This is a genomic window from Pseudomonas sp. XWY-1 (assembly GCF_002953115.1).
Classification (GTDB): Bacteria; Pseudomonadota; Gammaproteobacteria; order Pseudomonadales; family Pseudomonadaceae; genus Aquipseudomonas; species Aquipseudomonas alloputida.
In genome coordinates this window covers 490,001-513,302 of sequence record NZ_CP026332.1, presented here as the reverse complement: position 1 = coordinate 513,302, position 23,302 = coordinate 490,001, and the positions used below count along the sequence as shown (strand labels likewise).

General features: G+C 56.9%; 20 protein-coding genes, 4 tRNA genes and 2 rRNA genes (1 of these 26 only partly in view). All 26 read right to left on the bottom strand.

All coding sequences use genetic code 11. From position 1 onward, the window contains the following. Positions 1-14: 14 nt before the first annotated feature. Positions 15-314: a 50S ribosomal protein L23 gene (rplW, locus tag PRJ_RS02330; protein WP_003255484.1), complete on the bottom strand. Its 300-nt coding sequence runs from the start codon at positions 312-314 to the stop codon at positions 15-17. Continuing rightward, entirely contained in the window at positions 311-913 is a 603-nt protein-coding gene (rplD, locus tag PRJ_RS02325; protein WP_003255485.1) for a 50S ribosomal protein L4, read from the bottom strand. The genes rplW and rplD overlap by 4 nt, the downstream gene beginning before the upstream one ends. 12 nt (positions 914-925) lie before the next feature. After that, complete coding sequence (gene rplC / locus PRJ_RS02320; protein ID WP_003255486.1) at positions 926-1,561, bottom strand: 50S ribosomal protein L3; 636 nt, start codon at positions 1,559-1,561, stop codon at positions 926-928. Positions 1,562-1,641: 80 nt separating this feature from the next. Next, on the bottom strand, positions 1,642-1,953 hold the full coding sequence (gene rpsJ / locus PRJ_RS02315; RefSeq protein WP_003186070.1) for a 30S ribosomal protein S10: 312 nt from the start codon (positions 1,951-1,953) through the stop codon (positions 1,642-1,644). A 141-nt stretch (positions 1,954-2,094) separates the two neighbouring features. Then, positions 2,095-3,288 carry an elongation factor Tu gene (gene tuf / locus PRJ_RS02310; protein WP_010951775.1) on the bottom strand — a complete coding sequence of 398 codons (1,194 nt, stop codon included), beginning with the start codon at positions 3,286-3,288 and terminating at the stop codon, positions 2,095-2,097. 27 nt (positions 3,289-3,315) lie between these two features. Continuing rightward, the gene (fusA, locus tag PRJ_RS02305; protein WP_003255490.1) at positions 3,316-5,463 is read right to left on the bottom strand and encodes an elongation factor G; all 2,148 of its coding nucleotides are present in this window, start codon (positions 5,461-5,463) and stop codon (positions 3,316-3,318) included. A gap of 30 nt (positions 5,464-5,493) precedes the next feature. Next, the gene (rpsG, locus tag PRJ_RS02300) at positions 5,494-5,964 is read right to left on the bottom strand and encodes a 30S ribosomal protein S7 (RefSeq protein WP_003246741.1); all 471 of its coding nucleotides are present in this window, start codon (positions 5,962-5,964) and stop codon (positions 5,494-5,496) included. A gap of 106 nt (positions 5,965-6,070) precedes the next feature. Further along, positions 6,071-6,442 carry a 30S ribosomal protein S12 gene (rpsL, locus tag PRJ_RS02295; RefSeq protein ID WP_003255492.1) on the bottom strand — a complete coding sequence of 124 codons (372 nt, stop codon included), beginning with the start codon at positions 6,440-6,442 and terminating at the stop codon, positions 6,071-6,073. 211 nt (positions 6,443-6,653) lie between these two features. After that, entirely contained in the window at positions 6,654-10,853 is a 4,200-nt protein-coding gene (gene rpoC, locus PRJ_RS02290; protein ID WP_014589475.1) for a DNA-directed RNA polymerase subunit beta', read from the bottom strand. A gap of 64 nt (positions 10,854-10,917) precedes the next feature. Beyond that, complete coding sequence (gene rpoB / locus PRJ_RS02285) at positions 10,918-14,991, bottom strand: DNA-directed RNA polymerase subunit beta (protein WP_003255495.1); 4,074 nt, start codon at positions 14,989-14,991, stop codon at positions 10,918-10,920. 220 nt (positions 14,992-15,211) lie between these two features. Continuing rightward, the gene (gene rplL, locus PRJ_RS02280; RefSeq protein ID WP_003255496.1) at positions 15,212-15,577 is read right to left on the bottom strand and encodes a 50S ribosomal protein L7/L12; all 366 of its coding nucleotides are present in this window, start codon (positions 15,575-15,577) and stop codon (positions 15,212-15,214) included. A gap of 77 nt (positions 15,578-15,654) precedes the next feature. Next, positions 15,655-16,155 (bottom strand): 50S ribosomal protein L10, encoded by a 501-nt coding sequence (gene rplJ, locus PRJ_RS02275; protein ID WP_003255497.1) that lies wholly within the window; start codon positions 16,153-16,155, stop codon positions 15,655-15,657. Between the two features lie 197 nt (positions 16,156-16,352). Further along, on the bottom strand, positions 16,353-17,048 hold the full coding sequence (gene rplA / locus PRJ_RS02270) for a 50S ribosomal protein L1 (protein WP_003255499.1): 696 nt from the start codon (positions 17,046-17,048) through the stop codon (positions 16,353-16,355). Next, the gene (rplK, locus tag PRJ_RS02265) at positions 17,048-17,479 is read right to left on the bottom strand and encodes a 50S ribosomal protein L11 (RefSeq protein ID WP_003255500.1); all 432 of its coding nucleotides are present in this window, start codon (positions 17,477-17,479) and stop codon (positions 17,048-17,050) included. Before rplK ends, rplA begins: the two co-directional genes overlap by 1 nt. A gap of 119 nt (positions 17,480-17,598) precedes the next feature. After that, on the bottom strand, positions 17,599-18,132 hold the full coding sequence (gene nusG, locus PRJ_RS02260) for a transcription termination/antitermination protein NusG (protein ID WP_003255501.1): 534 nt from the start codon (positions 18,130-18,132) through the stop codon (positions 17,599-17,601). Between the two features lie 9 nt (positions 18,133-18,141). Further along, complete coding sequence (secE, locus tag PRJ_RS02255; RefSeq protein ID WP_010951773.1) at positions 18,142-18,510, bottom strand: preprotein translocase subunit SecE; 369 nt, start codon at positions 18,508-18,510, stop codon at positions 18,142-18,144. Between the two features lie 44 nt (positions 18,511-18,554). Beyond that, positions 18,555-18,630, bottom strand: a tRNA-Trp gene (locus tag PRJ_RS02250). A 54-nt stretch (positions 18,631-18,684) separates the two neighbouring features. Then, on the bottom strand, positions 18,685-19,878 hold the full coding sequence (gene tuf / locus PRJ_RS02245) for an elongation factor Tu (protein WP_104960689.1): 1,194 nt from the start codon (positions 19,876-19,878) through the stop codon (positions 18,685-18,687). Positions 19,879-19,956: 78 nt separating this feature from the next. Then, positions 19,957-20,032 (bottom strand) — tRNA-Thr (locus PRJ_RS02240). 29 nt (positions 20,033-20,061) lie between these two features. Beyond that, positions 20,062-20,135: transfer RNA gene (locus PRJ_RS02235), tRNA-Gly, on the bottom strand. A 24-nt stretch (positions 20,136-20,159) separates the two neighbouring features. Beyond that, positions 20,160-20,243, bottom strand: a tRNA-Tyr gene (locus tag PRJ_RS02230). A gap of 152 nt (positions 20,244-20,395) precedes the next feature. Then, a complete protein-coding gene (locus PRJ_RS02225) occupies positions 20,396-20,821 on the bottom strand; it encodes a hypothetical protein (RefSeq protein ID WP_104960688.1) in 426 nt (141 codons plus the stop codon). A 7-nt stretch (positions 20,822-20,828) separates the two neighbouring features. Further along, the gene (locus PRJ_RS02220) at positions 20,829-21,578 is read right to left on the bottom strand and encodes a pantothenate kinase (protein ID WP_010951771.1); all 750 of its coding nucleotides are present in this window, start codon (positions 21,576-21,578) and stop codon (positions 20,829-20,831) included. Then, positions 21,568-22,527: a bifunctional biotin--[acetyl-CoA-carboxylase] ligase/biotin operon repressor BirA gene (gene birA, locus PRJ_RS02215; RefSeq protein ID WP_010951770.1), complete on the bottom strand. Its 960-nt coding sequence runs from the start codon at positions 22,525-22,527 to the stop codon at positions 21,568-21,570. The genes PRJ_RS02220 and birA overlap by 11 nt, the downstream gene beginning before the upstream one ends. Positions 22,528-22,712: 185 nt before the next feature. Then, positions 22,713-22,828, bottom strand: a 5S ribosomal RNA gene (gene rrf, locus PRJ_RS02210). Positions 22,829-22,959: 131 nt separating this feature from the next. Then, positions 22,960-23,302: ribosomal RNA gene (locus PRJ_RS02205) — 23S ribosomal RNA — on the bottom strand; it runs 2,551 nt beyond the window's last position.

Below are 23,302 nucleotides of genomic sequence, written 5' to 3'. Positions count from 1 at the left end.
GATGCACCCCTTCCTTACTCAGCACTGCTGCTGAAATCGAGATCTTGGCCTGGCTGAAGGGAGACGATCGCCTTCTTCCAGTCATTACGCTTGCCCAGACCACGTGCGGTACGCTTGGTTTTACCCAGAACGTTAACAGTCGACACGTTTTCAACTTTTACGTTGAACAGGCCTTCGACAGCTTTCTTGATTTCCAGCTTGGTTGCATCAGTAGCAACCTTGAATACGAACTGGCCTTTTTTCTCAGCCAGAACGGTAGCCTTCTCGGAAACGTGCGGGCCAAGGAGGACTTTGAATACGCGTTCCTGGTTCATCCCAGCAGCTCCTCGAATTTCTTCACGGCCGAGACAGTGATCAACACTTTCTCGTATGCGATCAGACTGACCGGGTCGGAACCTTGTACGTCACGTACGTCGACGTGCGGCAGGTTACGAGCAGCCAGGTACAGGTTCTGATCAACAGCGTCGGAAACGATCAGTACATCGCTCAGACCCATGCCGTTCAGCTTGTTCAGCAGATCTTTGGTTTTCGGTGCTTCAACAGCGAAGTCCTGAACCACGACCAGACGGTCGCTACGCACCAGCTCAGCGAGGATGGAGCGCAGAGCTGCGCGATACATCTTCTTGTTGAGCTTTTGCGAGTGATCTTGAGGGCGAGCTGCGAAGGTTACACCACCGCCACGCCAGATCGGACCACGAGTGGTACCAGCACGAGCACGGCCAGTACCCTTCTGACGCCATGGGCGCTTACCGCCACCAGCCACGTCGGAACGGGTCTTCTGCTGCTTGGTGCCCTGACGGCCGCCGGCCATGTAGGCCACGACTGCTTGGTGAACCAGCGTCTCGTTGAATTCGCCACCGAAAGTCAGTTCGGAAACTTCGATCGCCTGAGCGTCATTTACATTAAGTTGCATGTCAGTTTCCCCTTAACCGCGAGCCTTGACAGCTGGACGTACAACCACGTCGCCGCCAGTAGCGCCAGGTACGGCACCCTTGATCAGCAGCAGGTTGCGTTCAGCGTCTACGCGAACTACTTCCAGGGACTGAACAGTCACGCGCTCGGCGCCCATGTGACCGGACATTTTCTTGCCCTTGAACACACGACCAGGAGTCTGGCACTGGCCGATGGAACCAGGAACACGGTGCGACACGGAGTTACCGTGGGTGTTGTCCTGACCACGGAAGTTCCAGCGCTTGATGGTACCGGCGAAGCCTTTACCTTTGGACTGACCAGTAACGTCTACCAGCTGGCCTGCAGTGAAGAGTTCAGCTTTGATCAGATCGCCAGCCTGGAAATCGCCTTCTTCAAGACGGAACTCCCAAACACCGCGACCAGCGGCAACGTTGGCCTTGGCGAAGTGGCCTGCCTGAGCGGCAGTCACACGCGAAGCACGACGCTCGCCGACAGTGACTTGCACTGCACGGTAGCCATCGGTTTCTTCAGTTTTGAACTGGGTGACGCGATTCGGCTCGATCTCAATGACCGTGACCGGAATGGAGACACCTTCTTCGGTGAAAATGCGGGTCATACCGCACTTGCGACCGATTACACCAATAGTCATGTTGTAAACCTCATGAGTGTACGGGGCTTTCACCCGCTATGGCCGCCCATTTCAGAGCGTTACACGACTAGACCGAAGTCTTAGCCGAGGCTGATCTGTACTTCCACACCTGCCGCCAGATCAAGCTTCATCAGCGCGTCAACGGTTTTATCCGTTGGCTGGACGATGTCCAGAACACGCTTATGAGTGCGAATCTCGTACTGGTCACGCGCGTCTTTGTTGACGTGCGGGGAGACCAGAACGGTGAAACGCTCTTTGCGGGTAGGCAGTGGAATTGGACCACGCACTTGTGCACCAGTACGTTTCGCGGTTTCCACGATTTCCTGGGTGGATTGGTCGATCAGGCGATGGTCGAAAGCCTTCAACCTGATACGGATTTGCTGATTTTGCATTGGATTTCAGACTCCAGGCTGTTCCCAACGGACGCACTACGCCCGCTAAAAGGAGGCGTGATTCTATAGACGCCCCCAATTAGTGTCAACCCAATAAAAAAAACCCCCGCTGAGCGGGGGTTTTTTCAATCGGTCGAGTGATTACTCGATGATTTTGGCCACAACGCCGGCGCCGACGGTACGACCGCCTTCACGGATAGCGAAGCGCAGACCGTCTTCCATTGCGATGGTCTTGATCAGGGTAACAGTCATCTGAATGTTGTCACCTGGCATTACCATTTCAACGCCTTCCGGCAGTTCGCAGTTACCGGTCACGTCAGTGGTACGGAAGTAGAACTGTGGACGGTAGCCTTTGAAGAACGGAGTGTGACGGCCGCCTTCTTCCTTCGACAGGACGTAGACTTCTGCGGTGAACTTGGTGTGCGGCTTGACCGAACCTGGCTTGACCAGAACCTGGCCACGCTCAACGTCGTCACGCTTGGTACCACGCAGCAGAACGCCGCAGTTCTCGCCAGCACGACCTTCGTCCAGCAGCTTGCGGAACATCTCAACACCGGTGCAGGTGGTGGTGGTGGTGTCACGCAGACCAACGATTTCCAGCGGATCCTGAACGCGGACGATACCACGCTCGATACGACCGGTAACAACGGTACCACGACCCGAGATCGAGAATACGTCTTCGATCGGCATCAGGAACGGCTGGTCGATGGCACGAACTGGCTCAGGGATGTAGGCATCCAGAGTTTCTACCAGCTTCTTGACAGCGGTAGTGCCCATTTCGTTGTCGTCTTTGCCTTCCAGGGCCATACGAGCGGAACCGATGATGATCGGAGTGTCGTCGCCTGGGAAGTCGTAGGTGGACAGCAGGTCGCGAACTTCCATCTCGACCAGTTCCAGCAGCTCAGCGTCGTCTACCAGGTCAGCCTTGTTCAGGAAGACCACGATGTACGGAACGCCTACCTGACGGGACAGCAGGATGTGCTCACGGGTTTGTGGCATCGGACCATCGGCGGCCGAGCAAACCAGGATCGCGCCGTCCATCTGGGCAGCACCGGTGATCATGTTCTTCACGTAGTCAGCGTGACCTGGGCAGTCAACGTGAGCGTAGTGACGAATGTTCGAGTTGTACTCGACGTGAGCGGTGTTGATGGTGATACCGCGCGCTTTTTCTTCCGGAGCCGAGTCGATCTTGTCGAACTCAACGACTGCCGAACCGAAAACTTCGGAGCAGACGCGAGTCAGAGCTGCGGTCAGAGTGGTCTTACCGTGGTCAACGTGGCCGATGGTGCCGACGTTAACGTGGGGAAGGGAACGATCAAATTTTTCTTTAGCCACGACAGTGAACCTCTTGCCTAAAGGGGATTAGCCTTGTTTTTTAACGAGTGCTTCGACGATGTTCGACGGAGCTTCGGCGTATTTGGAGAATTCCATGGAGTAGCTTGCGCGACCCTGAGACATGGAACGAACGTCGGTTGCGTAACCGAACATCTCTCCGAGCGGTACTTCAGCACGGACGACGCGGCCAGAGACCGACTCATCCATACCCTGGACCAGACCACGACGACGGTTCAGGTCACCCATCACGTCACCCAGGTAGTCTTCCGGGGTTACAACTTCGACTTTCATGATCGGCTCGAGAACCACGCCACCGCCCTTCTGGGCCAGTTGCTTGGTCGCCATCGAAGCAGCGATCTTGAACGCCATTTCGTTGGAGTCGACGTCGTGGTACGAACCGTCGAATACCGCGGCCTTCAGGCCGATCAGAGGATAACCGGCAACAACGCCGTTTTTCATCTGCTCTTCGATACCCTTCTGGATCGCAGGGATGTATTCCTTAGGAATCACACCACCAACGACTTCGTTGGAGAACACCAGACCTTCTGTGATGTTGCCCTTGTCGTCCACGTCCGGCTCGGAGAAGCGAACCCAGCAGTGACCGAACTGACCACGACCACCCGACTGACGAACGAACTTGCCTTCGATCTCGACGTTGGATTTGGTGATCTTCTCGCGGTACGAAACCTGCGGCTTGCCGATGTTGGCTTCGACGTTGAATTCGCGCTTCATGCGGTCAACGAGGATGTCCAGGTGCAGCTCACCCATACCGGAGATGATGGTCTGACCGGTTTCTTCATCGGTCTTGACGCGGAACGATGGGTCTTCCTGAGCCAGCTTGCCCAGTGCGATACCCATCTTCTCCTGGTCCTGCTTGGTTTTCGGCTCTACAGAGAGCGAAATCACAGGCTCAGGGAAGTCCATACGCTCAAGGATGATCGGCTTGTCGGCGTTGCACAGGGTATCACCAGTAGTGACGTCCTTCATGCCGATCAGAGCAGCGATGTCGCCTGCACGTACTTCTTTGATCTCTTCACGCTGGTTGGCGTGCATCTGGACCATACGACCAACGCGCTCTTTCTTGCCTTTGACCGAGTTGATGACGGAGTCACCGGAGGTCAGGAAGCCCGAGTAAACGCGAACGAAGGTCAGAGTACCAACGAACGGGTCGGTGGCAATCTTGAAGGCCAGGGCCGAGAACGGCTCGTCGTCGTCAGCATGACGCTCGTCGAACTGCTCTGGCTTGACTTCGTCCTTAGGCACGTCGATCAGGTCAGGGTGGATACCCTTGATCGCAGGGATCTCGGTCGGAGCTGGCAGGAAGTCGATAACGGCGTCGAGAACCAGGGGAACACCCTTGTTCTTGAACGACGAACCGCAGACAGCCGGAACGATCTCGCTGGCCAGGGTGCGCGCGCGCAGGCCTGCCTTGATCTCTTCGACGGACAGCTCACCTTCTTCAAGGTACTTGTTCATCAGCTCTTCGGTGGCTTCGGCGGCGGCTTCAACCATGTTGTTGCGCCATTCGTTAGCCAGCTCGACCATATCCGCAGGAATTTCTTCCTCGCGGTAGGTAGTACCCTTGTCGTCGTCGTTCCAGTAGATAGCCTTCATCTTGATCAGGTCAACCTGACCCTGGAAGTTATCTTCCGAACCGATGGCCAGCTGAACAGGAACCGGAGTGTGACCCAGACGGTTCTTGATCTGACCTACGACGCGCAGGAAGTTTGCACCAGCACGGTCCATCTTGTTCACGTAAACAACACGCGGAACGCCGTACTTGTTGGCCTGACGCCATACGGTTTCGGACTGCGGCTCAACGCCGGAGGTGCCACAGAACACAACGACCGCGCCGTCGAGTACACGCAGCGAACGCTCTACTTCAATGGTGAAGTCAACGTGGCCAGGGGTATCGATAACGTTTACGCGGTAGTTGTCATACTGACCACGGGAACCTTTCCAGAAGGTGGTAACGGCAGCGGAGGTAATGGTGATACCCCGCTCCTGCTCCTGCACCATCCAGTCGGTGGTCGCGGCGCCGTCATGCACCTCGCCCATTTTGTGGCTCAGACCTGTGTAGAACAGGATCCGCTCGGTAGTGGTGGTCTTGCCCGCGTCAACGTGGGCACAGATACCAATGTTACGGTAGCGGTTAATTGCTGTAGTACGAGCCATAAAGCCCTCGCAAAAAGATTGATGCTTGAATTAGAAGCGGTAGTGCGAGAACGCTTTGTTGGCTTCAGCCATACGGTGAACGTCTTCACGCTTCTTGACTGCAGCACCCTTGCCTTCGGCAGCATCCAGCAGTTCGCCGGCCAGACGCAGAGCCATCGACTTCTCGCCGCGCTTGCGGGCGTAGTCTACGAGCCAGCGCATTGCCAGAGCGTTACGACGGGATGGACGAACTTCAACCGGGACCTGGTAAGTGGCACCGCCGACACGACGGGACTTTACTTCGACCAGCGGAGCGATGGCGTCGAGAGCTTTCTCGAAGATTTCCAGGGGGTCGCTGTTCTTGCGTGCTTTGACGGTATCCAGGGCACCGTAAACGATGCGCTCGGCTACGGCCTTCTTGCCGCTTTCCATCACGTGGTTCATGAACTTCGCGAGAATCTGGGATCCGTACTTCGGATCGTCAAGGATCTCACGTTTTGCTGCTACACGACGTCTTGGCATGATAAGCCCTCAAACGGTCTTCAGGTTAGCCCGGGACCAGGTCATTCGACCCACGCCCGACCTTACTCTTATCGACTCAAAAAAATGGATGTCTGCAAACGACCGATTACTTCGGACGCTTGGTACCGTACTTCGAACGACCCTGGTTACGGCCTTTAACGCCCGAAGTATCCAGAGAGCCGCGAACGGTGTGGTAACGAACACCTGGCAAGTCTTTTACACGGCCGCCACGAATCAGGACGACGCTGTGCTCTTGCAGGTTGTGGCCTTCACCACCGATGTACGAGGAAACCTCGAAACCGTTGGTCAGACGCACACGGCATACTTTACGCAGTGCCGAGTTAGGTTTTTTCGGCGTGGTGGTGTACACACGGGTGCACACGCCACGACGCTGCGGGCAGTTCTGCAGCGCAGGAACGTCGGACTTCTCGACCGAACGCTTACGCGGCTGACGTACCAGCTGGTTGATAGTTGCCATCTACTAGCTCCACTGATTGTCTTGCGACTCTATTGTCTTGCAAGAAAGCCAAAAATTGGCGAGACGGAGCCTCACCAAATTTAAGGGTACAAAAGTCTAAAGAGGATCTTGCACCCAGTCAAGACGAGGCCCCGGCCCTCCCCGCCCGATCATCGGCAACATTTCATGTCGCCGATGATCGCCCGAGGCTTGCCGGGGCCTTGCCCTGTACTTAATTACCGCTGGAATTCAGCGCTTCGGTCAGTGCAGCTTCCACTTCACTGGCGCTTACACGCAGCGGTTTGTCGGCATCACGGCGACGCTTGCGCTCGCTGTGGTAGGCCAGACCAGTACCGGCCGGGATCAGACGACCCACGACCACGTTCTCTTTCAGGCCGCGCAGGTAGTCGCGCTTGCCGGTTACCGCCGCTTCGGTCAGTACGCGGGTTGTTTCCTGGAAGGAAGCCGCGGAGATGAACGACTCGGTGGACAGCGAGGCCTTGGTGATACCCAGCAGCACTCGGGTGAACTTGGAGATGAACTTGTCCTCGCTAGCGAGACGCTCGTTCTCTACCAGCACCTGGGTCAGTTCCATCTGGTCGCCCTTGATGAAGCTGGAATCGCCCGACTCGGAGATCTCAACCTTGCGCAGCATCTGACGCAGGATGGTCTCGATGTGCTTGTCGTTGATCTTCACGCCTTGTAGACGGTAAACGTCCTGGATCTCGTTGACGATGTACTTCGCCAGCGCACTCACACCCAGCAGACGCAGGATGTCATGCGGATCGCTCGGGCCGTCGGAGATAACTTCGCCGCGGTTTACCTGTTCACCTTCGAAGACGTTCAGGTGGCGCCACTTTGGAATCAGCTCTTCGTACGGATCGCTACCGTCGGTCGGAGTGATCACCAGGCGACGCTTGCCCTTGGTCTCTTTACCGAATGCGATGGTGCCGCTGACTTCAGCCAGAATCGAGGCTTCTTTCGGACGACGCGCTTCGAACAGGTCGGCAACGCGCGGCAGACCACCGGTGATGTCACGGGTCTTCGACGTCTCTTGCGGGATACGCGCGATAACGTCACCAACACCGATCTGAGCACCGTCAGCCACACCGACAAGGGCGTTGGCCGGCAGGAAGTACTGGGCAGGTACGTCAGTACCTGGCAGGTACAGGTCCTTGCCTGCAGCATCGACCATCTTGATTGCCGGACGGATTTCCTTGCCTGCGGCAGGGCGATCCTTGACGTCCAGTACTTCAATGTTGGTCAAGCCGGTCAGTTCGTCGGTCTGACGCTTGATGGTGATGTTTTCTTCCATGCCCACGAAGGTCACGGTACCTTTCAGCTCGGTAACGATCGGGTGGGTGTGTGGGTCCCACTTGGCGACGATGGCGCCAGCTTCGACCTTTTCACCTTCCTTGACCGAAATCACCGCACCGTAAGGCAGCTTGTAGCGTTCACGCTCACGACCGAACTCGTCAGCAATCGCCAACTCACCCGAACGCGATACGGCAACCAGGTTACCGTCGGCACGCTCAACCTGCTTCAGGTTGTGCAGACGCACCATACCGCCATTCTTAACCTGGACGCTGTCGGCAGCCGAGGTACGGCTTGCAGCACCACCGATGTGGAACGTACGCATGGTCAGCTGGGTGCCCGGTTCACCGATCGACTGGGCAGCGATAACGCCGACAGCTTCACCGATGTTCACCTGGTGACCGCGAGCCAGGTCACGACCGTAGCACTTGGCACAGATGCCGTAGCGGGTTTCGCAGTTGATCGGCGAACGCACGATCACTTCGTCGATGCTGTTCAGCTCGATGAACTCAACCCACTGCTCGTCGACCAAGGTACCGGCCGGAACGATAACGTCCTCGGTGCCTGGCTTGAACACGTCACGGGCGATGACACGACCCAATACACGCTCACCCAGTGGCTCTACAACGTCGCCGCCTTCGATGTGTGGCGTCATCACCAGGCCCTGATCGGTGCCGCAATCGATCTCGGTCACTACCAGATCCTGGGCAACGTCCACCAGACGACGAGTCAGGTAACCGGAGTTAGCGGTTTTCAGTGCGGTATCCGCCAGACCCTTACGAGCACCGTGAGTCGAGATGAAGTACTGAAGTACGCTCAGACCTTCACGGAAGTTCGCGGTGATCGGCGTCTCGATGATGGAGCCGTCCGGCTTGGCCATCAGACCACGCATACCGGCCAGCTGACGGATCTGGGCTGCGGAACCCCGCGCACCCGAGTCAGCCATCATGTACATCGAGTTGAAGGACTCTTGCTCGACTTCCTTGCCTTCGCGGTCGATGACCTTCTCTTTCGAGAGGTTGGCCATCATCGCCTTGGACACTTCGTCGTTCGCCTTCGACCACAAGTCGATGACCTTGTTGTACTTCTCGCCCTGGGTTACCAGGCCGGAGGCGTACTGGCTCTCGATTTCCTTCACTTCGTCGGTAGCGTTACCGATGATGCGGGCTTTCTCGTCCGGGATAACGAAGTCGTTAACACCGATGGAAACGCCGGAAATGGTCGAGTATGCGAAACCGGTGTACATCAGTTGGTCGGCGAAGATAACGGTCTCTTTCAGACCAACCACGCGGTAGCACTGGTTGATCAGCTTGGAGATCGCCTTTTTCTTCATCGGCTGGTTGACCACGTCATACGGCAGACCTGCCGGCACAACCTGGAACAGCAGCGCACGGCCTACGGTGGTGTCGACGATGCGGGTGTTCTTGACCACCGAGCCATCACGCTCTTTCACGGTTTCGTTGATACGAACCTTGATTTTCGCGTGCAGGGCGGCTTCGCCGGCGCGGAATACGCGGTCGACTTCCTGCAGGTCGGCGAACACGCGACCTTCGCCCTTGGCATTGATGGCTTCCCGGGTCATGTAGTACAGACCCAGTACAACGTCCTGCGACGGAACGATGATTGGCTCACCGTTGGCTGGCGACAGGATGTTGTTGGTCGACATCATCAGCGCACGCGCTTCGAGCTGGGCTTCCAGGGTCAGCGGCACGTGAACGGCCATCTGGTCACCGTCGAAGTCGGCGTTGTACGCAGCACAGACCAGCGGGTGCAGCTGGATAGCCTTACCTTCGATCAGTACGGGTTCAAACGCCTGGATACCCAGACGGTGAAGGGTCGGTGCACGGTTGAGCAGTACGGGGTGTTCGCGAATCACTTCAGCGAGAACGTCCCACACCTCTGGCAGCTCGCGCTCGACCATCTTCTTGGCAGCCTTGATGGTGGTCGCCAGACCACGCATTTCCAGCTTGCCGAAAATGAACGGCTTGAACAGCTCGAGGGCCATCTTCTTCGGCAGACCGCACTGGTGCAGACGCAGGGTCGGACCTACGGTAATTACCGAACGGCCGGAGTAGTCAACACGCTTACCGAGCAAGTTCTGACGGAAGCGACCTTGCTTACCTTTGATCATGTCGGCCAGGGACTTCAGCGGACGCTTGTTCGAGCCAGTGATGGCGCGACCACGACGGCCGTTGTCCAGCAGAGCGTCAACCGCTTCCTGCAGCATGCGCTTTTCGTTGCGCACGATGATGTCCGGCGCCGACAGATCCAGCAGGCGCTTCAGACGGTTGTTACGGTTGATCACCCGGCGATACAGGTCGTTCAGGTCGGAAGTCGCGAAACGGCCACCATCCAGCGGAACCAGCGGACGCAGGTCCGGCGGCAGCACTGGCAGGACGGTCAGGACCATCCACTCAGGCAGGTTGCCCGAGCCCTGGAAAGCTTCCATCAGCTTCAGACGCTTGGAAAGCTTCTTGATCTTGGTTTCCGAGTTGGTCTGCGGAATTTCTTCGCGCAGGCGGCCGATCTCGTGCTCCAGGTCGATAGCGTGCAGCAGCTCGCGGACAGCCTCGGCACCCATACGGGCATCGAAGTCGTCACCGAACTCTTCCAGCGCTTCGAAGTACTGCTCGTCGTTCAGCAGCTGGCCCTTTTCCAGGGTAGTCATGCCCGGGTCGATAACGACATAGCTCTCGAAGTAGAGCACGCGCTCGATATCACGCAGGGTCATGTCCATCAGCAGGCCGATACGGGACGGCAGCGACTTCAGGAACCAGATGTGGGCAACCGGCGAGGCCAGCTCGATGTGCGCCATGCGCTCACGACGAACCTTCGCCAGGGCAACTTCAACGCCGCACTTCTCGCAGATTACGCCGCGGTGCTTGAGGCGCTTGTACTTGCCGCACAGGCACTCGTAGTCCTTGACTGGGCCAAAGATCTTGGCGCAGAACAGGCCGTCACGCTCAGGCTTGAACGTACGGTAGTTGATGGTTTCCGGCTTCTTAACTTCACCGAACGACCACGAACGGATCATTTCAGGCGACGCCAGACCGATGCGGATGGCGTCGAACTCTTCGACTTGACCCTGGTTTTTCAGCAAATTCAGTAGGTCTTTCAAGGCCTTTCCTCCTGGCGGAGCAGGGAGCGGGCATTACCTGCCCCACTCCCCTTCGCGTCACGTGTTATTCGGTTTCCAGATCGATATCGATACCGAGCGAACGGATCTCTTTGATCAACACGTTGAAGGACTCGGGCATGCCCGGCTCCATACGGTGATCGCCATCCACGATGTTCTTGTACATCTTGGTACGGCCGTTCACGTCGTCCGACTTCACTGTGAGCATTTCTTGCAGGGTGTATGCCGCGCCGTATGCTTCCAGCGCCCACACTTCCATCTCCCCGAAACGCTGACCACCGAACTGCGCCTTACCACCCAGCGGCTGCTGGGTAACCAGGCTGTAGGAACCAGTGGAACGCGCGTGCATCTTGTCGTCCACCAAGTGGTTCAGCTTGAGCATGTACATGTAACCAACGGTCACAGGACGCTCGAACTTGTTGCCGGTACGGCCGTCGAACAGCACCATCTGGCCGCTCTCTGGCAGGTCGGCCAGTTTCAGCATGGCCTTGATCTCGCGCTCCTTGGCACCATCGAAGACCGGGGTAGCCATCGGCACGCCTTTCTTCAGGTTGTTAGCCAGGGCCAGGATCTCTTCGTCGGTGAATTCGTCGAGATTTTCCTGACGACCGCCGATCTCGTTGTAGACCTCGGTCAGGAACACGCGCAGCTCAGCGGCTTTACGCTGCTCTTCGAGCATGCGGTCGATCTTCTCGCCCAGACCCTTGGCCGCGAGGCCCAGGTGGGTTTCAAGGATCTGACCAACGTTCATACGCGAAGGTACACCCAGCGGGTTCAGTACGACGTCAACCGGAGTACCGTTGGCATCGTGCGGCATGTCTTCAACCGGCATGATGACCGAGACGACACCCTTGTTACCGTGACGACCGGCCATCTTGTCACCCGGCTGGATGCGGCGGCGGATTGCCAGGTAAACCTTGACGATCTTCAGTACGCCCGGTGCCAGGTCATCGCCCTGCTGCAGCTTGCGCTTCTTGTCTTCGAACTTGTCGTCCAGCAGACGGCGACGGTCGACGATGTACTGCTGAGCCTTTTCCAGCTGCTCGTTCAGTGCATCTTCAGCCATGCGCAGTTTGAACCACTGGCCATGCTCCAGACCGTCCAGCACCTCGTCAGTGATCACGGTGCCTTTCTTCAGACCTGCACCACCATCAACCACTTGGCCGTTCAGAGCAGAACGCAGACGCTCGAAGGTTGCACCTTCGACAATGCGGAACTCTTCGTTGAGGTCCTTGCGGATCTCGTCGAGCTGCATCTTCTCGATGGCCAGCGCGCGGCTATCGCGCTCCACGCCATCACGGGTGAAGACCTGTACGTCGATGACAGTACCCTTGGTGCCGGTTGGCACACGCAGGGAGGTGTCCTTAACGTCGCTGGCCTTCTCACCGAAGATTGCGCGCAGCAGTTTTTCTTCCGGAGTCAGCTGGGTTTCGCCTTTTGGCGTGACCTTGCCGACCAGGATGTCGCCAGCGCCAACTTCAGCACCTACGTATACGATACCGGCTTCGTCCAGCTTGTTCAGTGCGGCTTCACCCACGTTCGGGATGTCCGCAGTGATTTCCTCTGGGCCAAGCTTGGTGTCACGCGCCACACAGGTCAGTTCCTGAATGTGGATGGTGGTGAAGCGATCTTCCTGAACAACACGTTCGGACAGGCAGATGGAGTCTTCGAAGTTGAAGCCGTTCCACGCCATGAACGCGATGCGCATGTTCTGACCCAGAGCCAGCTCACCCATGTCGGTGGACGGGCCGTCGGCCATGATGTCACCACGCTGAACCTTGTCACCCTTGCTCACCAGCGGACGCTGGTTGATGCAGGTGTTCTGGTTCGAACGGGTGTACTTGGTCAGGTTGTAGATATCCACACCTGCTTCGCCGGTTTCCACTTCGTCGTCGGCAACGCGAACAACGATACGGCTGGCGTCGACCGAGTCGATCACACCACCGCGGCGAGCAACCACGCAGACACCGGAGTCACGGGCAACGTTGCGCTCCATGCCAGTACCTACCAGCGGCTTGTCGGCACGCAGGGTTGGTACAGCCTGACGCTGCATGTTCGAACCCATCAACGCACGGTTGGCGTCGTCGTGCTCGAGGAACGGAATCAGCGACGCTGCAACGGAAACAACCTGCTTCGGCGAAACATCCATCAGGGTGACGTCTTCCGGCGCCTTGACGGTGAATTCGTTCAGGTGACGAACTGCTACCAGCTCATCGATCAGTTGCTTCTTGTCGTTCATCGCGGCCGAAGCCTGTGCGATAACGTGATCTGCCTCTTCGATTGCCGACAGGAACACGATGTCGTCGCTGACAACGCCTTCCTTCACCACGCGGTACGGGCTTTCCAGGAAGCCGTACTGGTTGGTGCGGGCATAGGCCGCCAGGGAGTTGATCAGACCGATGTTCGGACCTTCAGGGGTCTCGATCGGGCACACACGGCCATAGTGGGTCGGGTGTACGTCACGGACTTCGAAGCCGGCACGCTCACGGGTCAAACCGCCAGGGCCGAGTGCGGAGACGCGGCGCTTGTGGGTAATCTCCGAGAGAGGGTTGTTCTGGTCCATGAACTGGGACAGCTGGCTGGAACCGAAGAACTCTTTCACCGCTGCCGCTACCGGCTTGGCGTTGATCAGGTCTTGCGGCATCAGGCCTTCGCTTTCCGCCATCGACAGGCGTTCCTTGACCGCGCGCTCGACACGCACCAGGCCAACGCGGAACTGGTTCTCGGCCATCTCGCCGACGCAACGTACGCGACGGTTACCCAGGTGGTCGATGTCGTCGACGATGCCTTTGCCGTTACGGATATCGACCAGGGTCTTCAGAACCTCGACGATGTCTTCCTTGCTCAGCACGCCCGAACCCTCGATCTCGGTACGACCGATACGACGGTTGAACTTCATGCGGCCTACGGCGGACAGATCGTAACGCTCGGCACTGAAGAACAGGTTGTTGAACAGGGTCTCGGCTGCGTCCTTGGTTGGCGGCTCGCCTGGACGCATCATGCGGTAGATCTCGACCAGCGCTTCCAGTTGGTTGCTGGTGGTATCGATCTTCAGAGTGTCAGAGATGAACGGACCGCAATCGATGTCGTTGGTGTACAGGGTCTCGATACGGACAACCTGCGCCTTGGCGACCTTGATCAGCAGCTCGGTAGTCATCTCGGTGTTGCATTCGGCGAGAATTTCGCCGGTAGCCGGATGCACGATAGCCTTGGCGGTAGTGCGGCCCAGGACGTATTCCATTGGAACGTCCAGTTGCTTGACGCCGGCCTTCTCGAGCTGGTTGATGTGGCGCGCGGTAATACGGCGGCCTTGCTCGACGATGACTTTGCCGGTTTCGTCATGGATGTCCATGACTGCAACTTCACCACGCAGACGCTGCGGTACCAGTTCCAGGCTGAGTTTTTCGCCGGAAATGTGGAACACGTTGGTGGTGTAGAAGGTGTTCAGCACTTCTTCAGTGCTGTAACCCAGGGCGCGCAGCAGCACCGAGGCCGGCAGTTTGCGGCGACGGTCGATACGCACGAACACGCAGTCCTTCGGGTCGAACTCGAAGTCCAGCCAGGAACCGCGGTAAGGGATGATGCGAGCGGAGTACAGCAGCTTGCCCGAGCTGTGGGTCTTGCCACGGTCGTGGTCGAAGAACACACCAGGCGAACGGTGCAGCTGGGAAACGATCACACGCTCGGTACCGTTGATAACGAAGGTACCGTTCTCAGTCATCAGGGGGATTTCACCCATGTAGACTTCTTGCTCTTTGATGTCCTTGATCGCTTTGTTCGACGATTCCTTGTCGAAGATGATCAGGCGCACCTTGACCCGCAGTGGGACCGCGAAGGTCACGCCACGCAGGACACATTCCTTCACATCGAAGGCGGGTTCGCCCAGGCGATAGCCTACGTACTCCAGGGCAGCATTGCCGGAGTAGCTGATGATCGGGAATACCGATTTGAAGGCCGCGTGCAGGCCGACGTCGCGGAAGTGATCCTTGGATGCTCCCGCTTGCAGGAATTCGCGATACGAATCCAGCTGGATGGCCAGGAGGTAAGGCACATCCATGACGTCCGGCAACTTGCTAAAGTCCTTGCGGATACGTTTTTTCTCAGTGTATGAGTAAGCCATCAGCGTTCCCCAGCTTGGTCACCTGCTTGTTTGGCTTCTCCCGGCGGGAGCAGCCAGAAAATCGTGCAAACCCCTTGGTTTGCGCCACCCACATGGGTGTCTTGCAGCTCGTTATCGGGACCGGCCTGACCGGCCACCAATAACGGAAAAAGGCCGGTGGCATAAGCCACCAGCCATCAGCCTTTCGCTCAACGCTCAGGCTGGCATCGCAAGGTCGAGATTACTTCAGCTCGACTTTAGCGCCTGCTTCTTCCAGCTTCTTCTTAGCGTCTTCAGCGGCTTCTTTCGAAACGCCTTCAGCTACAACCTGAGGAGCGCCATCGACTTTCTCTTTGGCTTCTTTCAGGCCCAGACCGGTCAGTTCGCGAACGGCCTTGATCACGTTCACTTTCTTGTCGCCGGCTTCAACCAGAACAACGTTGAACTCGGTCTGCTCTTCAACAACGGCAGCAGCAGCAGCTGGGCCAGCAGCGGCAACAGCAGCGGTAACGCCGAAGGTTTCTTCCATTGCTTTGATCAGCTCAACAACTTCCAGAACGGTTTTCTGGCCGATTGCTTCGATGATTTGTTCGTTAGTCAGAGACATGACTTAAATCCTGTATTGGGGTGACAGCCTACGCAGCCATCAAATTAAACGTATGATTTTGAAAGAATTCGCGCGCCTTAGGCGGCGGTAGCTTCTTTCTGGTCGCGAATGGCTGCCAGAGTACGAGCCAGCTTGCTGGTGGCGCCTTGAATAACGCTCATCAGTCGTGCAATAGCTTCGTCGCGGGTCGGCAGGGTAGCCAACACGTCGATCTGGTTCGCTGCAATGAAATTGCCGTCAAACGCAGCTGCCTTGATCTCGAACTTGTCCTGACCCTTGGCGAACTCTTTGAACAGACGAGCAGCAGCGCCCGGGTGTTCGTTGGAGAAAGCAATCAGGGTCGGGCCTTTGAACGCGTCGTTGAGGATCGAGAATTCGGTGCCTTCAACAGCGCGCTTGAGCAGGGTATTACGCACTACACGTACGTATACGCCAGCTTCGCGGGCCTCTTTACGGAGTCCGGTCATTGCGCTTACAGTCACACCACGGGCATCAGCCACGACAGCGGACAGAGCGACTTTGGCAGCCTCGTTGACTTCAGCGACGATGGCCTTCTTGTCTTCGAGTTTAATTGCCACGGGTTTACTCCTGGTTTTTACCGTTTCATCTGGCCGAGGCCGGATGTCGTTTTGGTGTCTGATTCGGTAACGAATCGGGAGCACCATCTGCGTGGGCTGATGTTTTAAGGCTTGCGCCGCCTACGGTCTTGGATAGCCCCCGCCAGGCAGGGACCCCAATTTTTGCTGGCGGCGCGACTGGTCGCGCCGCCATGTTCTTACACGTTCAGCGAGCTCTGATCGATGACCAGACCTGGGCCCATGGTGGTGCTCAGGGTAACGCGCTTAACGTAGATACCTTTCGAGGAAGCTGGCTTGATACGCTTCAGGTCAGCGATCAGGGCTTCAACGTTTTCCTTCAGCTTGTCAGCTTCAAAGCCGATCTTGCCAACGGAGGTGTGGATGATACCGTTTTTGTCGGTACGGTAGCGAACCTGACCAGCCTTGGCGTTTTTCACGGCAGTGGCTACGTCTGGGGTCACGGTACCAACTTTCGGGTTAGGCATCAGGCCGCGAGGACCCAGAACCTGACCCAGCTGACCTACAACGCGCATGGCATCAGGCGATGCGATAACGACGTCATAGTTCAGGTCGCCGCCTTTCATTTCGGCAGCCAGATCGTCCATACCTACGCGATCAGCGCCGGCAGCCAGAGCAGCTTCAGCTGCTGGACCCTGGGTGAAGACAGCAACGCGAACGGTCTTGCCAGTGCCGTGTGGCAGCACGGTAGCGCTACGTACGACCTGGTCGGATTTACGCGGATCAACACCGAGGTTAACGGCGATGTCGTAGGACTCGACGAACTTGGCAGCAGGCAGCGAGGCCAGCAGAGTTGCCGCTTCTTCGAAGTTGTAGGCCTTGCCTGCTTCGATTTTCTCGGCGATTGCCTTTTGGCGTTTGGTCAGCTTAGCCATTACACACCCTCCACGTTCAGGCCCATGCTGCGGGCAGAGCCAGCGATGGTGCGTACAGCAGCGTCCAGGTCAGCGGCAGTCAGGTCAGCCTGTTTGGCTTTCGCGATGTCTTCCAGCTGAGCACGGGTAACGGTACCGACTTTAACGGTGTTCGGGCGAGCCGAACCACTGGTCAGGCCAGCAGCTTTCTTCAGCAGAACCGAGGCAGGGGTGCTCTTGGTCTCGAAGGTGAAGCTACGGTCGCTGTAGACAGTGATGATCACTGGAGTCGGCAGGCCGGCTTCTTGACCCTGGGTACGGGCGTTGAAGGCCTTGCAGAATTCCATGATGTTCACACCATGTTGACCCAGTGCTGGACCAACGGGTGGGCTTGGGTTGGCCTGGCCGGCCTTAACTTGCAGCTTGATGTAAGCCTGAATCTTCTTAGCCATGAGCTACTCCAAAATCGGGTACGAACGCCTGATGGCTCCCCGGATGACTTGCGTTTTATCCCAGTGACGACAAAACCCCGCAGCACACAGGGCTGCGGGGTATGGGATGCTTCGTCCGCCTAGACCTTTTCGACCTGGCTGAACTCGAGCTCCACCGGAGTAGAGCGACCGAAAATGAGCACCGCAACCTGCAGGCGACTCTTTTCGTAGTTAACTTCTTCGACACTACCATTGAAGTCAGCGAACGGACCATCAATGACTCGAACCACTTCACCTGGCTCGAACAGCGTCTTGGGCTTCGGCTTATCGCTACCGTCGGCAACGCGACGCAGGATGGCCTCAGCTTCTTTATCGGTAATCGGCGCAGGCTTGTCAGCAGTACCGCCAATAAAGCCCATCACGCGAGGGGTGTCCTTGACCAAGTGCCAAGTCCCTTCATTCATCTCCATCTGGACCAGTACATAGCCAGGGAAGAATTTACGCTCACTCTTGCGCTTCTGGCCGTTGCGCATTTCGACGACTTCTTCGGTCGGGACCAAGATCTCGCCGAAACCGTCTTCCATGCCAGCCAGCTTGACGCGCTCGATGAGGGAGCGCATTACATGCTTCTCGTAACCCGAGTAAGCATGCACAACATACCAACGCTTAGCCACGGGACACCTTTAGCCAACGATCAAGGAGACCGCCCAGCCGAGCAGGGAGTCGAGCCCCCACAGCAGCAGTGCCATAACCAGCACGACAGCCACGACAATCAGCGTGGTCTGGGTGGTTTCCTGGCGGGTCGGCCACACGACTTTACGAATCTCGGTACGAGCTTCCTTCGCCAACGCAAAGAACGACTTGCCCTTCGCAGTCTGCAGAGCTACAAAGCCCGCGACAGCAGCAAGGACAAGAAGAACAAGAACGCGATACAGGATTGGAGAGCCGGAGTAATATTGATTACCCACAACACCAACAACCACCAAAGCCACTACAGCCAGCCACTTGAACAGATCAAAACGCGATTCTTGGGCTTCAGTTTTGGGGGTCATCGAGGAGGATCCTGTAAGAAGAAAGCCATCACACCGAGGTGAAATGGCAGGTCAGGAGGGAATCGAACCCCCAACCTACGGTTTTGGAGACCGTCGCTCTGCCAATTGAGCTACTGACCTGTAACGCTGTATCAGGCCGGCCATTATACCGGCCTGATCAAGTAAATCAACTACTTATTCAATAATTTTTGCTACGACGCCGGCGCCGACGGTACGACCGCCTTCACGGATAGCGAAGCGCAGACCGTCTTCCATTGCGATGGTCTTGATCAGGGTAACAGTCATCTGAATGTTGTCACCTGGCATTACCATTTCAACGCCTTCCGGCAGTTCGCAGTTACCGGTCACGTCAGTGGTACGGAAGTAGAACTGTGGACGGTAGCCTTTGAAGAACGGAGTGTGACGGCCGCCTTCTTCCTTCGACAGGACGTAGACTTCTGCGGTGAACTTGGTGTGCGGCTTGACCGAACCCGGCTTGACCAGAACCTGACCACGCTCAACGTCGTCACGCTTGGTACCACGCAGCAGAACGCCGCAGTTCTCGCCAGCACGACCTTCGTCCAGCAGCTTGCGAAACATCTCAACACCGGTGCAGGTGGTGGTGGCGGTGTCACGAAGACCAACGATTTCCAGCGGATCCTGAACGCGGACGATACCACGCTCGATACGACCGGTAACAACGGTACCACGACCCGAGATCGAGAATACGTCTTCGATCGGCATCAGGAACGGCTGGTCGATGGCACGAACCGGCTCAGGAATGTAGCTATCCAGAGTCTCTACCAGCTTCTTGACAGCGGTAGTGCCCATCTCGTTGTCGTCTTTGCCTTCCAGGGCCATACGAGCGGAACCGATGATGATCGGAGTGTCGTCGCCTGGGAAGTCGTAGGTGGACAGCAGGTCGCGAACTTCCATCTCGACCAGTTCCAGCAGCTCAGCGTCGTCTACCAGGTCAGCCTTGTTCAGGAAGACCACGATGTACGGAACGCCTACCTGACGGGACAGCAGGATGTGCTCACGGGTTTGTGGCATCGGACCATCGGCGGCCGAGCAAACCAGGATCGCGCCGTCCATCTGGGCAGCACCGGTGATCATGTTCTTCACGTAGTCAGCGTGACCTGGGCAGTCAACGTGAGCATAGTGACGAATGGTCGAGTTGTACTCGACGTGAGCGGTGTTGATGGTGATACCGCGCGCTTTTTCTTCCGGAGCCGAGTCGATCTTGTCGAACTCAACGATTGCCGAACCGAAAACTTCGGAGCAAACGCGAGTCAGAGCTGCGGTCAGAGTGGTCTTACCGTGGTCAACGTGGCCGATAGTGCCGACGTTAACGTGGGGAAGGGAACGATCAAACTTTTCCTTAGCCATCGATACAATCCTCCGCAGAAGAAATAGTCTTGCGCTGATAAAACAAAGGCAGATATTTTCATATCTGCCTTGTTTATATGGAGCTCTTGAGCGGACTTGAACCGCTGACCTCACCCTTACCAAGGGTGTGCTCTACCAACTGAGCTACAAGAGCGAAACACTTTGTGCAAAATCCGGCAAACTTGGAGCGGGTAGCGGGAATCGAACCCGCATCATCAGCTTGGAAGGCTGAGGTTCTACCACTAAACTATACCCGCGGAGCTTGCGGATCTCGCTAAAACTGGTGGAGGGAGAAGGATTCGAACCTTCGAAGCTCTCGCAACGGATTTACAGTCCGTCCCCTTTGACCGCTCGGGAATCCCTCCAGATGTGGCCGGCATTCTATTTGTCTGCCGTCCTAGTGTCAAGCATTTTTTCAAATTTTTTCAATCAAATCTGAAACTTAGCTGCTTTGACACCGCTTCCAGCTCTACCACCTGAGTGGTGTTCCCTGTGAAGCGGGCGCCATTCTATCAAGCTATTCGTCAGTTGCAATACCCTGGCAGAAAATAATTTTATGTTTTAAGTCTTTGAAATCATTGGAAAGAGCCAAGAGCACCGTTTGGTCCAGCAAACGCTCGCTTTCGGGGGCAACCTTGAGCCAGCGACCATCCGCCCCCGGCAGCTGTCCTGACACCGGCAAGGTGGCAATATCCAGACTCAGCAGGCGTTGACGCAGCGCATCCAACTGCTCCTGCCCCTTCACGCCACCGACCACCAGGCATTCATCACGACGCTTAGGCGGTGCCGACACACCTGTTTCACGCAACAGACGGATTTCTTGCTGATTCCCCTTGTACAGCGACAACGGGGCGACTTCCTTGACCTTCAGCGGGGCTTCCTGCTGATGCCATCCGTAATAAAAGACGTTGAGCACCAGTAACAGCAGAAACAACCAGCGCATAGGCACCTCAATCCAATGGGCAGGCCATTGCCAGGCCAACGAAAACCAGGTCAGGCACGACACGCGCCTGTGGTAGGGCCGCCCTCACCAGTGGCGCATCACCGCCAGTGAGGAACACGGTGAACTCCTCACCCCATAGCACACGAGCCTGCTCAAGCTGGGTGTAGGCAAAGCCCTGGAGCATCAATACGCAACCGCGCTCTACCGCTTCGACAGTCGAGCGACCTGGTGACAAGCTGCTCAATGCGCGCTCCGCGGAGGCGTCGTCATAGCGGATACGACGGGTGTGAGTGCGCAGCTGGCTACGCATCAATGGCATACCCGGGCAGATGTAGCCCCCAAGATGCTCGCCATCTGCAGAAACGAAGTCCGCTTTTGCCGCGGTACCCAGGTCAATCACCAGGCACGCACCCTTGGCCAGGTGAAATGCCCCCAACGCCGCCAGCCAACGATCCATACCCAGGCGCTGATAGTCGTCATAGCCATTGCGCACACCTGCCATTTCACGGACAGGGTGGGCAACCTTCGCCTGCACGGCAAATGCCTGAGCAATCAACGCGCAAAGCGCATCGGTCTCTTCTTCGCTGCGCACACTGACAATACGGCAACCCGTGAGACGCACTGAAGCGAGCGCAGCCACTTCCGCCACCAGCGCCTGATCGGAATCGACGATCCCACCACCTTCAATCACAGCATCGGCGACATGGATCACCCGCCACTTGATGAAGCTGTTACCGCAATCGAGCTCAAGAATCATCACGCAACCTCAAACTGAGCTCACCACCACTGAAGCTCTTTTCCATCCCGTCCACCTCAAGGCGCAAACCACCCTGCCCGTCGACGCCAAGAACCACGCCATCAATACGTGTACTACCAGCAACCAGCGATACATTGCGCCCCTGCCACAAGTGCGCCTGCTCCCACTCCTCCTGGAATGCGGCAAAGCCGTAGCGGCGATGGCGCGCCAATTCGTGCTGTAGCTGCTGACTGAGCAGCGCGACCAAGTGATTGCGATCTATGGCTGCACCAACCTCACGCCGCATAGAAGTCCACTGCTGATCGACCTGTTCGTTTACCTGCATGTTTACATTGATACCAATGCCTAGCACCACATGACAGACATCTGCAGGATCGCCCACCAACTCCAGGAGGATCCCGGTGATCTTCTGCCCACGCACCAACACATCGTTAGGCCATTTGAGCCCGACATCCTTTACACCGAACGCCTGTAAGGTGCGCATTACCGCCAACCCCACTACCAAGCTCAACCCCTCGAGCTGACGCATGCCTCCATCAACGCGCAGCACCAGGCTGTAATAGAGATTTTCAGCAAATGGGCTGACCCACTGCCGGCCGCGCCGACCGCGTCCGGCGCTCTGGCGCTCAGCCAGAACCAGGAATGGAGCCGCCTGCCCTTCACTGGCAAGGCGCAAGCCTTCGGCATTGGTCGAATCGATGGTTTCGTGGATGAAGACCGGCCACTGTTCGCCCACGGCGAATCCGGCGATTGCCTGCGCCTCAAGCAACGCCAGTGGCGCGGCCAACTGGTAACCGCGCCCACGAACTTTGTGAATGGTGAGGTTCAGCTCACTTTCCAGATGCTGCAGCTGCTTCCAAACTGCGCTGCGACTCACCCCTAGGGCTGCCCCCAGAGCTTCTCCGGAATGGAACCGACCGTCCTTGAGGAGATTCAACAACTTCAGCATGCCAGTCTCGACTTGGAATAAGGCAGGCATGATAGCCATGGGCTGTTGGCTTGCATAGGAAAAGGGCCTGCAGGAGAGGCCGCGTATCGCAATCACAGGGAGGAGCATTGGCAAGGCTAGGATTTTTAAGCCCACAAAGACAAAACCCCTACCTGCATGCGCAGATAGGGGTTTTGCGAAATGAATCTTGACGATGACCTACTCTCACATGGGGAAACCCCACACTACCATCGGCGATGCATCGTTTCACTACTGAGTTCGGGATGGGATCAGGTGGTTCCAATGCTCTATGGTCGTCAAGAAATTCTGTTGCCAGAATGTCCAGATGGACAGCCCAGCGAATCCGGATATGCGATATTTGTGGTCTTACGAATTTTCGGGTCTTTCGTCTTCACCACCGCAATCTGCGTCAGCAAATTGCTTGGGTGTTATATGGTCAAGCCTCACGGGCAATTAGTATTGGTTAGCTCAACGCCTCACAGCGCTTACACACCCAACCTATCAACGTCGTAGTCTTCGACGGCCCTTTAGGGGATTCAAGATCCCAGTGAGATCTCATCTTGAGGCAAGTTTCCCGCTTAGATGCTTTCAGCGGTTATCTCTTCCGAACATAGCTACCCGGCAATGCCACTGGCGTGACAACCGGAACACCAGAGGTTCGTCCACTCCGGTCCTCTCGTACTAGGAGCAGCCCCTCTCAAATCTCAAACGTCCACGGCAGATAGGGACCGAACTGTCTCACGACGTTCTAAACCCAGCTCGCGTACCACTTTAA

Excerpts from the sequence above, each read along its gene's own strand:
- rplC (WP_003255486.1), bottom strand. The coding sequence starts at position 1,561 with ATGACTATTGGTGTAATCGGTCGCAAGTGCGGTATGACCCGCATTTTC.
- fusA (WP_003255490.1), bottom strand. The coding sequence starts at position 5,463 with ATGGCTCGTACTACAGCAATTAACCGCTACCGTAACATTGGTATCTGT.
- secE (WP_010951773.1), bottom strand. The coding sequence starts at position 18,510 with ATGACCCCCAAAACTGAAGCCCAAGAATCGCGTTTTGATCTGTTCAAG.
- PRJ_RS02220 (WP_010951771.1), bottom strand. The coding sequence starts at position 21,578 with ATGATTCTTGAGCTCGATTGCGGTAACAGCTTCATCAAGTGGCGGGTG.
- rplK (WP_003255500.1), bottom strand. The coding sequence starts at position 17,479 with ATGGCTAAGAAGATTCAGGCTTACATCAAGCTGCAAGTTAAGGCCGGC.
- rplL (WP_003255496.1), bottom strand. The coding sequence starts at position 15,577 with ATGTCTCTGACTAACGAACAAATCATCGAAGCAATCGGCCAGAAAACC.
- tuf (WP_104960689.1), bottom strand. The coding sequence starts at position 19,878 with ATGGCTAAGGAAAAGTTTGATCGTTCCCTTCCCCACGTTAACGTCGGC.
- PRJ_RS02225 (WP_104960688.1), bottom strand. The coding sequence starts at position 20,821 with ATGCGCTGGTTGTTTCTGCTGTTACTGGTGCTCAACGTCTTTTATTAC.
- birA (WP_010951770.1), bottom strand. The coding sequence starts at position 22,527 with ATGCTGAAGTTGTTGAATCTCCTCAAGGACGGTCGGTTCCATTCCGGA.
- rpsG (WP_003246741.1), bottom strand. The coding sequence starts at position 5,964 with ATGCCAAGACGTCGTGTAGCAGCAAAACGTGAGATCCTTGACGATCCG.
- rpsL (WP_003255492.1), bottom strand. The coding sequence starts at position 6,442 with ATGGCAACTATCAACCAGCTGGTACGTCAGCCGCGTAAGCGTTCGGTC.
- rpsJ (WP_003186070.1), bottom strand. The coding sequence starts at position 1,953 with ATGCAAAATCAGCAAATCCGTATCAGGTTGAAGGCTTTCGACCATCGC.
- rplA (WP_003255499.1), bottom strand. The coding sequence starts at position 17,048 with ATGGCTAAGCTGACCAAACGCCAAAAGGCAATCGCCGAGAAAATCGAA.
- rplD (WP_003255485.1), bottom strand. The coding sequence starts at position 913 with ATGCAACTTAATGTAAATGACGCTCAGGCGATCGAAGTTTCCGAACTG.
- rplW (WP_003255484.1), bottom strand. The coding sequence starts at position 314 with ATGAACCAGGAACGCGTATTCAAAGTCCTCCTTGGCCCGCACGTTTCC.
- rpoB (WP_003255495.1), bottom strand. The coding sequence starts at position 14,991 with ATGGCTTACTCATACACTGAGAAAAAACGTATCCGCAAGGACTTTAGC.